Origin of the sequence: Vibrio sp. sp1 (assembly GCF_016920955.1) — a bacterium.
In the GTDB taxonomy this organism is placed as follows: Bacteria; Pseudomonadota; Gammaproteobacteria; order Enterobacterales; family Vibrionaceae; genus Vibrio; species Vibrio alginolyticus.
Window position 1 is genome coordinate 1,888,956 of sequence record NZ_CP060589.1, and the last position, 14,910, is coordinate 1,903,865.

Consider the following 14,910-nt stretch of genomic DNA (forward strand, 5'->3'; position numbering starts at 1 on the left):
ACTTTTAGGCTCTGAACTACAAGTAATAAAAAACGCCAGCTGATAACTCAACTGGCGTTTTTATTTATTAAGACCTGAAGTATTCAATTCGCGGTTATTTTGCCGCTTTCAAACCTGCATCAACGTCTAAGATGTCTTGTTCGCTTAGCGTACCAACTGCTTGGCGTAGCTGAAGAACACTTAAAATGTAGTCGTAACGAGCGTTCGATAGGTTTTTGTTCGCATCGTATAGACGACGAGTCGCGTCCAGTACATCAACGATAGTACGAGTACCTACATCAAAGCCAGCTTCTGTTGCTTCTAGTGCAGAGCGTGCAGAAATAACCGCTTGCTCATACGCACGTAATGCGCCGATAGAGGCGTTAATGTTGTTGTTTTGTGCGCGAACATCTTTGACTACGCTACGGTACTGTGCTTCAAGATCTTCGCTTGCTGCCACGTATGCGTATTCAGCTTGTTTGGTTTGAGAGGTTACGTTACCACCTGTATATAGCGGTACAGCAAGGTTCACACCGATATTGAAGTTGTCACTAGTACGGTCACTATTGGCATTGCGGTTTAGGCCACTATTGAATGTGTTGTCCGTTCCTGAGTAATCTCCGTAATTGTAACCACCATCTAGAGAGAGCGTTGGTAAGTGGCCAGAGCTTGCTAGTGAAATATTGTCACGCGCGATGTCTTGAAGAATACGTGAAGATAGCAAGGTCAGGTTTTTGGTTTTTGCTTCATCAATGAGTGATTCAGCTGGTACGGTCGATGGGCTAGCGGTGAAGCGGCCAGTATCCAAAATGTTGAGATCTTTGTGCTCTTGGCCTGTAATTTCACGCAGTGACTCGTAGCTATTAGTTAGCGCGTTTTCTGCCAACACTTCGTCCGCTAGCACTTGGTCGTACTGAGCTTGTGCGTCATGCACGTCAGTGATTGCAGACAAACCTACTTCAAAACGCTGTTTAGTTTGCTCTAATTGACGACCCACTGCGGCTTTTTCTGCTCGTACGAAAACAAGATTATCTTGCGCGCGTAGAACTTCAAAATATGCTTGTGACACGCGAAGGATCAGTGCCTGTTGCGTCGCTGCGTAAGTCGCGTCTGCTTGGCGAGCGCTTTTCTCAGCAGTATCTAGAGAGATCCAAGATGCGCGATTGTATAGAGTTTGTGAGAAACTTACCCCAGCAGTTAGAGCATCTTGATCATTCGATGATTTGCCCAGAGCGCCATCGTTATAATCGTTGTCACCACGAGTTAAATTGTAACCCGCAGTAAGGTTAATTTGTGGTAATAGAGCACTACGGCTTGAGGTGATTGCTTCGAAAGCTTGGTCACGTTGTGCTGCTACACTGAGCAATTGTGGATCATTTTGTTTTGCCAAGTCGTAGATTTCAGCCAAAGAGTCTGCGAACGCAGACGTACTCATGCTACCTAGCGCTGCACTGATAAATAGTGGAAGCAATTTTTTCATTTTCTATTCCCGCGGTCCATAGATTGGTTAATTCTCAGTAGTTTAACTCAATTTGCACGATATTTACTCTAAAGTTTGCACTTTTTTACACGTAATTATCCACTTGTGCAATAAATTTTTAGCAAAGACTTAAATTAATTTGTAACTATTATACAAAAAGTTGAGCCAAGTCCTTTGAGCAAGCGAATAACAATGAGTAAACTACAGGATTCACTCAGAGAGGTGTTGAATGCAACAGCGTGACAAACAACAACAAGATTTTACTTCGCGAGATGTAAAAGTCATCTCGAAAGAAACCTTATTTGAAGGTTTTTTCAAAATGGTGAAATACCGCTTTCAGCATAGGCTATTTGCTGGTGGTTGGAGTGAAGTTGTCGAACGAGAAATGTTCGAGCGTGGTCACGCAGCAGCGATGCTTCCTTATGATCCAAAGACGGACCAGGTCGTAATCATTGAACAGATTCGTATTGGCGCGTTGGAACATGAACACCCTTGGCAGCTAGAAATTGTCGCCGGTATGATTGACCGCGATGAATCTGCTGAAGCCGTAATTCGTCGAGAGGCTGTCGAAGAAGCGGGGATTCAGGTGGGGCGCGTTATACCTGTCACTTCTTATTATCCTTCGGCTGGTGGTTGCTCGGAAAAGCTAGACGTCTTTGTTGGTGAGGTGGATGCGTCTAAAGCGCACGGCATTCATGGTTTAGACTATGAGAATGAAGATATCCGAGTTCATGTCATGAGTCGTGAAACGGCGTATCAATGGGTGAAGGACGGAAAATTTGAAAATGGTGCGTCGATTATTGCGTTGCAATGGCTTCAATTACACCATCAAGAGTTAAAGTCAGAATGGGGACAATCCCAAACGGTGGAGAGTGAGTAATGGCACAATTGGCTGAAAAACAACAATATCATGTTGATTTAGCTGGTCTTATGAGAACCTATGAGACCAACTACGCTAAGTTGAACGCCTTATTGCCTGCTTCTGCCGAAGTTGGGGATGTACGTTGCTACCAAGCGGCGAACATGGTTTACCAATTGACCGTGAATGAAATCACAAAATACACCACAGTTGTTGAGATATGTCAGAGTGATGAAACGCCAGTGTTTCCTTTACCGACGATGTCTGTCAGGCTTTATCATGATGCGAGAGTAGCCGAAGTATGCTCAAGCGGAGAGTTCTCTCGCATAAAAGCTAAGTATGATTATCCCAATGACCAACTGATGCAGAAAGATGAAAAGCATCAATTAAACACATTCCTCGGTGAATGGCTGACGTTTTGTTTACGAAGTGGTATCAGTAGAACACCACTTGCCTTCAATTGATCGTCACGTCACTAAAGGAAAATAACAAATAACGATATAGTGGACGAATCAGGTTTTCATTTTGCAATCATCTAGTGACAGCATCAAACTTTTACAAATTACGGATACTCATCTGTTTGCTGCCGATGAGGGAAGTTTGCTAAGCGTAAAAACAGTCGATAGCTTTAATGCTGTTGTTGCTGATGTTTTACGCCGCAACGTGGCGTTTGATTACATCTTGGCGACGGGCGATATTTCCCAAGACCATAGTGCAGAATCTTATCAGCGCTTTGCCAACGGCATTGAACCGCTAGAGAAAGACTGCTTTTGGCTACCTGGTAATCATGATTACAAGCCTAATATGGGCAGTGTTTTGCCTTCGCCACAAATCAAAGCCGCAGAGCATGTGTTGCTTGGCGAGCATTGGCAGTTAATTCTTTTAGACTCGCAAGTTGTTGGCGTTCCTCATGGGCGCTTGAGTGATCAGCAATTAACGCTACTCGAAGAAAAGCTAGCCGAACACCCAGAAAGACACACACTTGTTTTGTTGCATCATCACCCGTTACTGGTGGGAAGCGCGTGGCTTGATCAACATACTTTAAAAGATGCCGAAGCGTTTTGGCAGGTTGTCGAGCGTTTTGATAACGTGAAAGGCATTCTCTGTGGTCATGTTCATCAAGATATGAATGTGCTTCACAAGGGCATTCGAGTGATGGCAACACCCTCAACTTGTGTTCAGTTTAAGCCTAACTCGGATGATTTTGCCCTTGATACCACTTCGCCTGGTTGGCGGGAGCTGCAACTACACGCTTGTGGCGATATTACGACCCAAGTAGGTCGGCTTCCTGATGGCCAGTTCCAACCAGACTTCTCTTCTAACGGCTACTAACGCGCCCGAGCTCTCTGTTCGGGCTCGCTTTTTTGTGCGAGATATCTATGAGTAAACCTTCACTTCTTCTCTATATTCATGGCTTTAATAGCTCTCCACTCTCCATGAAAGCGAATGTGATGAGAGCCTACTGCGAGCAACATAGGTCTGATATCAAGGTGATTGTTCCCCAGTTACCTTGTTATCCTCAGCAAGCGGCGAAAATGTTGTTGGATATTATCGAGCAATATAAAGATGACTATAAAATTGGTCTAGTGGGCAGCTCATTAGGCGGTTTTATGTCAACGTGGCTAAATGACAAGTTTGGGTTTAAAGCGGTAGTGGTTAACCCCGCAGTCAAGCCTTATGAGTTGCTAGTAGATTATTTGGGTAAGCAAACTAACCCATATACGAATGAAACCTATACACTTGAAGCTTGTCATATTGACGAGTTAAAAGCTCTTGATGTACAAAGCATCGCGTCGCCACATTCTTTTTGGTTATTGCAACAAACAGAAGATGAGGTTTTAGACTATCGACAAGCGGTAGATAAGTTTGCAGACGCTAAGCAAACAGTAGAACAAGGCGGTGATCACAGTTTTGTAGGCTTTGAGCGTTATCCTGCACAGATTATCGAGTTTCTAGAACTGTAATTCGAAAGCGATTGGAAAAGGCTCATAGTTTTTATTGATATATCCAACCGTTTCTTGACATGGGCGGTATGCTTTCCGACTATGTTTTGCCAAAAGATCTTAAGGGTCGAGGACCCTGGCTACTTTGTTATGCATCATGTTTACAAACTCTTAGTGATGTGAACAGGGTGGCTTTTTCGTTTCCTGAGTATGGGTACGCCCATTGGTGATACTCAGGCAACAAGTAAACTTTGAGAATAATTCCGTATTATGACTGAACAATATAATGCTGGTGCCATTGAAGTACTGAATGGCTTAGAGCCAGTACGTCGCCGACCAGGGATGTATACGGATACAGCGCGCCCAAACCATTTGGGCCAAGAAGTTATCGACAACAGTGTCGATGAAGCGCTAGCCGGACATGCCTCAAAAGTACAAGTCATCCTACATGCTGACCAATCACTCGAAGTGATCGATGATGGTCGAGGCATGCCTGTTGATATTCACCCAGAAGAGAAAGTATCAGGCGTAGAGCTAATTCTATGTAAGCTACATGCGGGTGGTAAGTTCTCTAACAAAAACTACCAATTCTCTGGTGGTTTGCACGGGGTAGGTATATCTGTAGTAAACGCGTTGTCAAAACGCGTTGAAGTAACAGTTCGTCGTGATGGTCAAGTGTATGAAATTGCATTTGAACACGGCGAGAAAGTGTCTGATCTGACCGTAACTGGCACATGTGGTCGTCGCAATCGCGGTACCAGCGTGCATTTCTGGCCTGATGCGAAGTACTTCGATTCGGCTAACTTCTCTGTGACGCGCTTAGTCAACAACCTGCGCGCAAAAGCGGTTTTGTGTCCGGGCTTAGAAATCACATTAACCGACAAAGTTAATGGCAAAGACTATAAGTGGTACTACGAAGACGGTCTTAAAGACTATCTTGCGGAAGGTGTAAAAGGCTATCCAGTTATTCCTGAAGAACCATTTACTGGTGAGTTCTTGGCGGATACTGAAGCGGCAAACTGGGCGGTAATTTGGCAGCCAGAAGGCGGTGAGATGATCACCGAAAGCTACGTTAACCTGATCCCAACCGCTCAAGGTGGTACGCACGTTAATGGTTTACGCCAAGGCTTGTTGGAAGCGATGCGCGAATTCTGTGAGTTCCGTAATCTATTACCTCGTGGTGTGAAGCTAACGGGTGATGACGTTTTCGACCGCTGTTCTTACGTGCTGTCGGTTAAAATTCAAGATCCACAATTTGCAGGCCAGACCAAGGAACGTCTCTCTTCTCGTCAAACCGCGGCATTTGTCTCTGGCGTTGTAAAAGATGCGTTCAGTCTTTGGTTGAACGAAAAGCCTCAGCTCGCAGAGCAATTGGCAGAAGTCTGTATCGCTAACGCGCACCGTCGTATGCGAGCGGCGAAAAAAGTCGTACGTAAGAAAGTGGCGTCCGGCCCGGCTCTGCCAGGCAAGTTGACCGACTGTTCAGCACAGGACTTAAGTCGCACTGAAATCTTCTTTGTGGAGGGTGACTCTGCGGGTGGCTCGGCAAAACAGGCACGTGACCGTGAATTCCAAGCTGTGATGCCACTGCGTGGTAAGATCTTGAACACGTGGGAAGTCTCTGCCGATCAAGTTCTTGCGTCTCAAGAAGTACACGATATCTCTGTTGCTTTGGGTATTGACCCAGATAGCGACAACCTCGAGAGTCTTCGTTACGGTAAGATCTGTATCCTTGCCGATGCGGACTCGGATGGTCTTCACATCGCAACGCTGCTTTGTGCTCTATTTACTCGCCACTTCCGCGCACTAGTGGAAGCGGGTCATATCTATGTGGCAATGCCGCCTCTGTATCGAATCGACTGCGGGAAAGAAGTGTTCTACGCCCTCGATGACGATGAAAAAGATGGCATTTTAGAGCGCTTGTCGAAGAAGAAAGCCAAAATCAACGTGCAACGATTCAAAGGTCTGGGTGAGATGAACCCACTTCAGTTGCGTGAAACCACCATGGATCCGAACACGCGTCGCTTAGTGCAGTTAACCATTGACGACTCTACGGCGACCATGGAAATGATGGACATGCTGCTAGGTAAAAAGCGTGCAGATGACCGTCGTTCTTGGCTACAAAACAACGGCGACTTGGCAGAGGTGTAACGGATGTCTACAGAAATTACCTACGATGGCGTCGAACAATTGCCAATGCGCAAGTTCACTGAAGACGCTTATCTGAACTACTCGATGTACGTAATCATGGACCGCGCCTTGCCATACATTGGTGATGGCTTAAAGCCGGTTCAACGACGCATCATTTATGCGATGTCAGAGCTTGGTCTCTCTGCATCAGCAAAATACAAAAAATCTGCACGTACCGTTGGTGACGTGCTAGGTAAATACCATCCGCACGGTGATTCAGCGTGTTACGAAGCGATGGTATTGATGGCTCAGCCATTCTCTTACCGCTATCCATTAGTGGATGGTCAAGGTAACTGGGGTGCGCCAGATGATCCGAAATCATTTGCGGCAATGCGTTATACCGAAGCAAAACTGTCTAAGTTTGCTGAAGTATTGCTTGGCGAACTTGGCCAGGGTACGGTTGAATGGCAACCTAACTTTGATGGCACAATGAAAGAGCCACAAATGTTGCCAGCACGTCTGCCTCACATCCTGCTTAACGGTGTAACCGGCATTGCCGTTGGTATGGCAACAGACATCCCACCGCACAACGTTCGTGAAATCGCAGATGCGACTATTCATTTGATCGACAACCCGAAAGCAGAACTGCCGGACGTGATGCAGTATGTCAAAGGTCCAGATTACCCAACAGAAGCAGAAATTATCTCGCCGCAAGCGGATATCGAGAAGATTTACCGCAACGGTCGTGGCAGCATCAAAATGCGCGCGGTTTGGCATAAAGAAGGTTCTGATATTGTTATCACTTCTTTGCCTCACCAAGTATCGGGTGCCAAACTGCTTGAGCAAATCGCTAACCAGATGCGTGCGAAGAAGCTGCCAATGGTTGACGATCTTCGTGACGAATCGGATCACGAGAACCCAACGCGTATCGTTGTGGTGCCTAAGTCAAACCGCGTCGATTGTGACTTGTTGATGAACCACTTGTTCGCATCAACGGATCTTGAGCGCAGTTACCGCGTTAACTTGAACATGATTGGTTTGGATAACCGTCCTCAAGTTAAAGGTCTGGTGCAAATTCTGTCTGAGTGGATCGAGTTTCGTCGTACGACTGTGCGTCGTCGTCTACAACACCGCCTAGACAAAGTAATGGCTCGTCTACACATCTTGGAAGGTTTGTTAGTTGCTTACCTCAACCTAGATGAAGTGATTGAGATCATCCGTACTGAAGACGATCCAAAAGCGGTGCTGATGGAACGCTTTGGTATTACCGATATCCAAGCGGATGCAATTTTAGATACCAAACTTCGTCATCTAGCAAAACTAGAAGAGATGAAGATCCGTGGTGAGCAAGACGAGCTAGAGAAAGAGCGTGAGAAGCTAGAACAGCTACTCGGTTCTGAGCGTCGTCTGAATACACTACTGAAAAAAGAAATCAAAGCAGACGCAGAGAAATACGGTGATGACCGTCGCTCTCCAATGGTTGAGCGTGCAGAAGCAAAAGCGCTGACTGAACGTGACCTCGTACCAAGTGAGCCAATCACGGTTGTGCTTTCTGAGAAAGGTTGGATTCGTCACGCGAAAGGCCATGACGTGGATGCCGAAGGCTTAAACTATAAGTCGGGTGATAAGTATTTAGCGCATGCTCGAGGTAAGAGTAATCAGCCTGCGGTATTCCTAGGTAGTGACGGTCGAAGTTACTCTCTGGAATCGCACTCACTGCCTTCTGCTCGTAGTCAAGGTGAGCCGATTACCGGTCGCTTGAATATTACGGCTGGTAGCAGTATTCGCCAAGTCATCATGAGTGAAGAAGATCAGCTGTGGCTGGTGGGCTCAGATGCAGGTTACGGCTTTGTATGTAAAGGCGCGGACTTGCTGTCTAAAAACCGCAGTGGTAAAGCGCTCGTCACTTTACCTGCCAACTCTGAGATCATGACGCCAAAAGAGATTGAAGATTTAGACTCTGATGAAATCTTAGCAATCACTAACCAAGGTCGCATGCTGCTGTTCCCAATCAAAGACTTGCCACAACTGGCGAAAGGTAAAGGGAATAAGATCATCAACATTCCTGCTGCTAAAGCAAAAGAGCGAGAAGAAGTACTATCTCACTTAATGTCTTTACCAAAAGGTGCATCGTTAACGCTGTACGCGGGTAAGCGAAAGTTGGGTCTTAAACCGTCTGACCTTGATAACTTCCGTGGCGAACGTGGTCGCCGAGGCGGGCTACTACCGAGAGGTTTGCAGCGAGTCACTCGCATTGAAGTTGAGCTAGATGATTCCGATACGACGGAAACACCGAGCGATAGCGAGTAACGCACAAATAAAAATCCCAGCCAATGGCTGGGATTTTTTATGCTTCTTGCTTGTCTTCGGCAATGGTGACTTTCAAGGTCATCTCTTTTCCTTTGCGAATGATACCGACGTCCACGGTGGTGCCAGGACGTAAATCGGTGACGATATCCATAACACTCTGACGCCCTTGCACTTTATTGCCATCAATACTGATAATGATGTCCTGCTTTTGGAAGCCTGCCGCATTGGCTGGACCATTTGGATCAATACCAAGTACGACAATACCACCTATGTGTTCATTTCCAAGTAGGCGAGCAGTGACCGCATTAATGTCTTGGCCGTCGATTCCAATATAACCACGAATCACGCGGCCATCAGCGATGATTTTCTGCATGATCTTACTCGCTAGCGGCGCAGGGATCGCAAAAGAAATACCGTAAGTTTCTAAGTCTGTCGCTTGCTGAAAAGAGGCGGTGTTAATGCCGACGAGCTCGCCTTGTGTGTTCACTAGGGCTCCACCAGAGTTACCTTCATTGATGGCGGCATCGGTTTGAATGAATGCTTGACGACCGTCGCTAATAGATGAACGACCTGTGGCAGAAATAATGCCGAACGTTGTGGTTTGTCCAAGGTTGTATGGGTTACCGATGGCTAGTACTACATCGCCCACTTGTGGTTTGTAATTAGAGTTCAGAGGGATTACGGGCAAATTCGAACCTTCGACACGCAGCACGGCTATATCAGTACGTTTATCTGTCCCTACGAGCTGAGCCGCTGCGGCTCTGCCGTCTTGTAATGCCACAACAATTTGATCAGCTTGAGCAACCACATGATAGTTAGTAATGATGTAGCCTTTCTCACTAACAATGACACCTGACCCCAGACCTTGAGTCGAGAGTTTACTGCGATCATTCTCAACATACTTACGGCTGTAGATGTTTACCACTGCAGGCGCTGCTCTTCGGACCGCTTGATTAAACGTCAATTCGACTGATGCGATATTAACAGGTTGAGGATCAAGCGCGGCAGGAATTACGTTGTTGCGCAAAGATGGAACCGCCAGTAATACCACTGCGGCAGTAGCCAAGCCTAAAAAGACAGAACGTAATAAAAAGCTGAGCATATCCTCTCCATGCGTGAGCGCCAAAATGGCATCGAAGATGAAGAATAGCATTACATTGAAAAATAACAAAAGGGCAGCACGTCATCGCGCTGCCCTTTTCATTAGTTATTGAGCGATAAGGAAAAGTGATCGAGCCTTATCACTCAGTACTATGCATCGAAAACCTTATTTCCTATCACTTTGAAAGTGGTTAACGAATGACAAGATAAATAGTACGTTCACCACGTTGAATATTAAGAGCCAGTACACCTTTGTGTTTCTCTACGATTGTACGAAGCTCGGCAAGGTTTTTCACTCGTTGACGGTTCACACCGATAATAATGTCACCTTGTTGTAATTGATATTGAGCCGCTGGAGAGTTATCTGCAACGCTCGATACTTTAACACCTTGGATTACATCACTTGGTGTTGTATTGCTTAACTCCGCACCTTTGAGTCCCTCATGTAATGTCTCCGCTTTAGCTTTCATATTCGTAGATTCGCCAAGCGTTACATCAAAGGTTTTATTCTTACCATCTCGAACCACACCTAATGTGATTTCTTTACCTGCGCCCAGTGTTGCCACTTTTGCGCGGAGCTCTGAGAAAGTATTAATCGCTTTGCCGTTCACCGATACAATTACGTCACCGGCTTTTAACCCTGCTTTATCGGCTGCGCTGTCCGGTACGACTTGACCAATAAAGGCCCCTTTACTTGACTCGTAACCCAATGCATCAGCTAGCTCAGAGGTTACTTCGCCACCTTGCACACCCAACATGCCGCGTTTGACTTCACCAAACTCTAGAATTTGATCAGTGAGGTTTTTCATCATGTTTGATGGAATCGCAAAGCCAATACCCACATTACCGCCGTTAGGGCCTAAAATCGCAGTATTAATACCGATCAGCTCACCATTAAGGTTGACCAATGCACCACCTGAGTTACCGCTGTTAATTGCGGCATCGGTTTGGATGAAGTTTTCGAAGTTTTCAACGTTTAAGCCACTACGACCAAGGGCTGAAACAATACCCGAAGTCACAGTTTGACCGAGTCCAAATGGGTTACCAATCGCAACCGTAAAGTCACCGACACGCAGTTTGTCGGAATCCGCGACTTTAATCTGCGTTAAGTTTTTCGCTTTCTCTAATTTAAGTAACGCAACATCGGCCATTTCATCACCGCCAACGAGCGTAGCGTCATACTCGCGCCCGTCAAAGAGGCGAACTCGAATCTCATCTGCCCCCTTGATCACGTGGTAGTTAGTGACAATATGGCCTTTCTTCGCATCAATAATGACACCAGACCCTAAACCTCTGAACGGGCGCTCTCGCCTTTGTTCCATAGGAAAGTCTGGGCCAAAGAAAAATTGAAATTGCTCGGGAATGCGGCTGGTTTGTACTTGTTTACCTTCTACAGCAATACTCACAACAGCTGGGGTCACCTTCTCAAGCATTGGTGCCAAGCTAGGTAACTGTTGGCCATCCACATTCAAAGGTAATGCGGCAGTGGCTTGAACTGGGGCAATAATCGAACCCAAACTCAGAGATAGAACGGTGAGCGCAAGCAGTGGTTTTTTCATCCAATAACTCCTCTTGAAACATGTCTGCCAAAAAGAAATATCCGAACGGTTAGTTCACTTTGTTAATAACTAATATAGGGTCTAGTTCGGACAATCAAAAGGGGAGGCAGTGCACATCCAAGTTAGAGCGAAGGTGAGGTGAAAAAGTTCAAAAAAGGGCCTAGACAATTGTATCGGCCCTCGATGGAAGTAAGAGAGGATTATGATGCTTTTGCGGTTACCGCTTCGGGAGCATTAATGATTTCTTTCTCTTGATCCTTCAAAAGACCGGTGGCGCCATTAGCGTAGTCTTTTGGTTGTTCGTTAAACTCTGGTTGATCTTCTGCAATGGTTTCAGACGACATTGCCGTTTTCTTATCAAACGGGTTGTCTTGTTCTGGTAAGTTTGGCAAAAGCTCAGAAGAGGTCTTGGCCATATGTTGGTATAGCTTGGTGTAATCTTTACCTAGGGTGTCCAACATTTCTGCGGTTTGTGCAAAATGATCGACGAGCTCTTGACGTTGTTGCTCTAATTCAAACTTGGCCGCTTCAAGTTCTTTCTGCACAGACTTTTGTTTCTTGTATTCAGGGGTGGTTAGTCTACTAATGACTACGCCTACGATTGTACCGACCAGCAAACCCACAATGGCATAAATCCAAGGCATAACTGCTCCTTATAGTTGTTTTAACAAGTCTTTTACTACTTAGTTACACGCGGTGCTCGTCCATGTTACTATGGCTTGAACAGCCGATAAAGAAAAATAGCAGTATGTCTTCGGGGACTGATAACTACTTCTCTCTATTCTCAAAGTTGACCCCGAGGTAACCCTTTTCTCTATACCTCTATACGACTTAATACGATGACACCACTACAACAATATCAAAAAGACATAGCAGAACACGGATTTCAGCGTGATGAAGCTCAGTATCAAGCGGTCGTTGCATTAGACAAGCTTTACCATGCTATCGTTGAATTTCAGTCAGCGCCTGTGCCTCAGCTTTCCAAATGGCAAAAGCTAATGGGGAAAAAAATCGACAAGCCTGAAACACCAAAAGGCCTTTACTTTTGGGGGGGCGTAGGTCGCGGTAAAACCTACCTTATGGATGCATTTTTTGATGCTTTACCGACCCAAAGAAAAATGCGCGTCCACTTCCATCGATTTATGTATCGAGTACATGATGAGTTGAAGCTGTTAGGTGATGTCGAAAATCCGCTATCAAAAGTGGCGGATAAATTTAAAGAAGAAGCCGATGTGGTTTGCTTTGATGAATTTTTTGTTTCCGACATTACTGATGCGATGATCCTTGCAACGCTACTTCAAGAAATGTTCAAGCGGCAGATGATCCTAGTCGCGACTTCAAACATTGAGCCGCAGAACTTATATCGTAACGGTTTGCAAAGAGCGCGCTTTTTGCCCGCGATCGATATGATTTTGGCGCGTTGTGAAGTGTTGAATGTCGATAGTGGCGTTGATTATCGCTTAAGAACGTTAGAACAGGCTGAAATATACCATTACCCGCTTGATGAGCAGGCTAGCATAAACCTTAACAAATATTATCAGCAGCTGACTGGAGAGCGTCAGTTTGTTGCTCATCAAATCGAAGTTAACCACCGTCAACTAGCGGTGATTGAAGCAAGCGACGGGGTGCTGCATGCGTCGTTTGCTCAGTTGTGTCAAACTGCTCGCAGTCAAAATGACTACATTGAATTGTCTCGTATTTACCACACGGTATTACTGGCAGATGTTCAACAAATGAACCGAAAAATCGATGATGCGGCGAGACGCTTTATCGCGCTGGTCGATGAGTTTTACGAGCGCAATGTTAAGTTGATTATTTCTGCTGAAGTGCCAATGGCCGACTTATATACTGATGGGCAGTTAGAGTTCGAATTTAAGCGCTGTTTGTCTCGGCTTACTGAGATGCAAAGTCATGAGTATCTCGCGCGTGAACATTTGGCCTAGATCCAATGGGTTCTTAAAAAAGTGAAGAAAAAATTAGTGATTTGGCGCAAAAAAAGGTGATTTTTTCTTCGCTCTTCTCTATAATCCTGCGACCCACCGTTACTGCAGACCTGATTATCGAAGTTATTTCGAAATTGAAGGTCGAGAGTACCAACGACTCGAAGGGGTGATGACTGGGCTCTTAGACAGTGTGGGAGCACTATTGGGTGTTCCTTTAAAGTTTAAAATTTAATTAACGGGTTATTGTTAGCATGAAAACTTTCGTTGCTAAACCAGAAACTGTAAAACGCGACTGGTACGTTGTAGACGCTGAAGGTAAAACTCTTGGCCGTCTAGCAAGTGAAATTGCATCTCGCCTACGTGGCAAACATAAAGCTGAATACACTCCTCACGTTGACACTGGTGATTACATCATCGTTATCAACGCTGAGAAAGTTGCTGTAACTGGTAACAAAGCTAAGAACAAAGTGTACTACCGTCACTCTGAATTCCCAGGTGGTCTAAAATCTATCACTTTTGAAAAGTTGATCGATCGTAAACCTGAGATGGCTCTTGAGCTTGCAGTTAAAGGCATGCTTCCACGTGGTCCTCTAGGCCGTGCTATGTACCGTAAGCTAAAAGTTTACGCGGGCGCTGAGCACAACCATGTTGCTCAACAACCACAAGTACTAGACATCTAATTGGGGATTTCGAAAATGGCAGAGAATCAATACTACGGCACTGGCCGTCGCAAAAGCTCAGCTGCACGTGTTTTCATTAAACCAGGCAGCGGTAACATTGTAGTAAACAAGCGTAACCTTGACGAATACTTCGGTCGTCCAACAGCACGTATGGTTGTACAACAACCTCTAGAGCTAGTTGAACTAACTGAAAAGCTAGACCTTTACGTAACAGTTAAAGGCGGCGGTATTTCTGGTCAAGCTGGTGCTATCCGTCACGGTATCACTCGCGCGCTTATGGAATACGATGAGTCTCTACGTCCTGCTCTACGCGCAGCTGGCTACGTTACTCGTGACGCTCGTTGCGTTGAACGTAAGAAAGTTGGTCTACGTAAAGCACGTCGTCGTCCACAGTTCTCTAAGCGTTAATTTCCTCTTATCGGGAATTATGCTTTTCAGAGTTACTCTGGAAACTGTGTACCAAAAGCTCGGCTCTATGCCGGGCTTTTTTGTATTTAAAGACATCATACTTGTCTTCAAGCAACGAACAGTCTTCATTTATCATCACATTCCGAGTAGGCCTTCTTATTCGTCCTCTTCGTCGAAAGGTTGCCAGTGCCGTTTTATATGTGTGCCTTATTTAATCGCGACTCACCACGCTTTCTCTTGCGATGCAGCATAGATGTATTCATCAGCAAGAATGTCTTTGTATCTTATTCTCCCTGTAACATGTTTTAAAATGACTCACGCTCCTTTTTGAGCATTCTGCGTGCTACAAAATTGAAAATATAAACACAGCAAGCTGAACGCGTAATACGAAATATTTCTCTGTGTAATTAACTGAAAACTACCAAGATAAAAGGTTTTATCCGCTTTCAGCGGGGCTTCTATGTGGTGCTTTCTTGTTACAAATCACATCAATTTTTTATAATTCTGCCGCTTTTGTG

13 protein-coding genes are annotated in these 14,910 nt (G+C 45.4%); 9 read left to right on the forward strand and 4 right to left on the reverse strand.

What is annotated here, in order from left to right; translation table 11 throughout:
- Positions 1 to 94 precede the first annotated feature (94 nt).
- Positions 95 to 1,459, reverse strand: a complete 1,365-nt coding sequence (tolC, locus tag H9L11_RS08950; protein ID WP_017820248.1) for an outer membrane channel protein TolC — start codon at positions 1,457 to 1,459, stop codon at positions 95 to 97.
- 229 nt (positions 1,460 to 1,688) lie between these two features.
- Here tolC and nudF point away from each other — a divergent pair, with 229 nt between their 5' ends.
- The 6 genes from nudF (at position 1,689) to parC (ending at position 8,701) form a co-directional block, all read left to right on the forward strand.
- Positions 1,689 to 2,339, forward strand: a complete 651-nt coding sequence (gene nudF / locus H9L11_RS08955; RefSeq protein ID WP_205390707.1) for an ADP-ribose diphosphatase — start codon at positions 1,689 to 1,691, stop codon at positions 2,337 to 2,339.
- Complete coding sequence (locus H9L11_RS08960; RefSeq protein ID WP_017633603.1) at positions 2,339 to 2,782, forward strand: DUF1249 family protein; 444 nt, start codon at positions 2,339 to 2,341, stop codon at positions 2,780 to 2,782. Before nudF ends, H9L11_RS08960 begins: the two co-directional genes overlap by 1 nt.
- A gap of 61 nt (positions 2,783 to 2,843) precedes the next feature.
- Positions 2,844 to 3,650 carry a 3',5'-cyclic-AMP phosphodiesterase gene (cpdA, locus tag H9L11_RS08965; protein WP_005387419.1) on the forward strand — a complete coding sequence of 269 codons (807 nt, stop codon included), beginning with the start codon at positions 2,844 to 2,846 and terminating at the stop codon, positions 3,648 to 3,650.
- Between the two features lie 47 nt (positions 3,651 to 3,697).
- Positions 3,698 to 4,282, forward strand: coding sequence for an esterase YqiA (yqiA, locus tag H9L11_RS08970; RefSeq protein ID WP_033906085.1), 585 nt, complete (start codon positions 3,698 to 3,700; stop codon positions 4,280 to 4,282).
- Positions 4,283 to 4,531: 249 nt separating this feature from the next.
- On the forward strand, positions 4,532 to 6,412 hold the full coding sequence (gene parE / locus H9L11_RS08975) for a DNA topoisomerase IV subunit B (RefSeq protein ID WP_005387417.1): 1,881 nt from the start codon (positions 4,532 to 4,534) through the stop codon (positions 6,410 to 6,412).
- Between the two features lie 3 nt (positions 6,413 to 6,415).
- The gene (gene parC, locus H9L11_RS08980; RefSeq protein WP_017633605.1) at positions 6,416 to 8,701 is read left to right on the forward strand and encodes a DNA topoisomerase IV subunit A; all 2,286 of its coding nucleotides are present in this window, start codon (positions 6,416 to 6,418) and stop codon (positions 8,699 to 8,701) included.
- Between the two features lie 37 nt (positions 8,702 to 8,738).
- Here parC and degS read toward each other — a convergent pair whose 3' ends face one another.
- The 3 genes from degS to zapG all read right to left on the reverse strand — a co-directional run bounded on the left by degS (position 8,739) and on the right by zapG (position 12,005).
- Entirely contained in the window at positions 8,739 to 9,803 is a 1,065-nt protein-coding gene (gene degS, locus H9L11_RS08985) for an outer membrane-stress sensor serine endopeptidase DegS (RefSeq protein WP_017633606.1), read from the reverse strand.
- Between the two features lie 190 nt (positions 9,804 to 9,993).
- Positions 9,994 to 11,361 carry a Do family serine endopeptidase gene (locus H9L11_RS08990; RefSeq protein ID WP_025768400.1) on the reverse strand — a complete coding sequence of 456 codons (1,368 nt, stop codon included), beginning with the start codon at positions 11,359 to 11,361 and terminating at the stop codon, positions 9,994 to 9,996.
- 200 nt (positions 11,362 to 11,561) lie between these two features.
- Entirely contained in the window at positions 11,562 to 12,005 is a 444-nt protein-coding gene (gene zapG / locus H9L11_RS08995; RefSeq protein WP_005379861.1) for a Z-ring associated protein ZapG, read from the reverse strand.
- Between the two features lie 195 nt (positions 12,006 to 12,200).
- Here zapG and zapE point away from each other — a divergent pair, with 195 nt between their 5' ends.
- From zapE to rpsI, 3 genes are all read left to right on the forward strand, one after another.
- On the forward strand, positions 12,201 to 13,304 hold the full coding sequence (gene zapE, locus H9L11_RS09000) for a cell division protein ZapE (RefSeq protein WP_205390708.1): 1,104 nt from the start codon (positions 12,201 to 12,203) through the stop codon (positions 13,302 to 13,304).
- Positions 13,305 to 13,555: 251 nt separating this feature from the next.
- A complete protein-coding gene (rplM, locus tag H9L11_RS09005) occupies positions 13,556 to 13,984 on the forward strand; it encodes a 50S ribosomal protein L13 (RefSeq protein WP_005372872.1) in 429 nt (142 codons plus the stop codon).
- Positions 13,985 to 13,999: 15 nt separating this feature from the next.
- Complete coding sequence (gene rpsI / locus H9L11_RS09010; RefSeq protein ID WP_005372876.1) at positions 14,000 to 14,392, forward strand: 30S ribosomal protein S9; 393 nt, start codon at positions 14,000 to 14,002, stop codon at positions 14,390 to 14,392.
- Positions 14,393 to 14,910: the final 518 nt, after the last annotated feature.

Coding starts and splice junctions, on each gene's coding strand:
- tolC (WP_017820248.1), bottom strand. CDS start 1,459: ATGAAAAAATTGCTTCCACTATTTATCAGTGCAGCGCTAGGTAGCATG.
- nudF (WP_205390707.1), top strand. CDS start 1,689: ATGCAACAGCGTGACAAACAACAACAAGATTTTACTTCGCGAGATGTA.
- H9L11_RS08960 (WP_017633603.1), top strand. CDS start 2,339: ATGGCACAATTGGCTGAAAAACAACAATATCATGTTGATTTAGCTGGT.
- yqiA (WP_033906085.1), top strand. CDS start 3,698: ATGAGTAAACCTTCACTTCTTCTCTATATTCATGGCTTTAATAGCTCT.
- parE (WP_005387417.1), top strand. CDS start 4,532: ATGACTGAACAATATAATGCTGGTGCCATTGAAGTACTGAATGGCTTA.
- parC (WP_017633605.1), top strand. CDS start 6,416: ATGTCTACAGAAATTACCTACGATGGCGTCGAACAATTGCCAATGCGC.
- degS (WP_017633606.1), bottom strand. CDS start 9,803: ATGCTCAGCTTTTTATTACGTTCTGTCTTTTTAGGCTTGGCTACTGCC.
- H9L11_RS08990 (WP_025768400.1), bottom strand. CDS start 11,361: ATGAAAAAACCACTGCTTGCGCTCACCGTTCTATCTCTGAGTTTGGGT.
- zapG (WP_005379861.1), bottom strand. CDS start 12,005: ATGCCTTGGATTTATGCCATTGTGGGTTTGCTGGTCGGTACAATCGTA.
- zapE (WP_205390708.1), top strand. CDS start 12,201: ATGACACCACTACAACAATATCAAAAAGACATAGCAGAACACGGATTT.
- rplM (WP_005372872.1), top strand. CDS start 13,556: ATGAAAACTTTCGTTGCTAAACCAGAAACTGTAAAACGCGACTGGTAC.
- rpsI (WP_005372876.1), top strand. CDS start 14,000: ATGGCAGAGAATCAATACTACGGCACTGGCCGTCGCAAAAGCTCAGCT.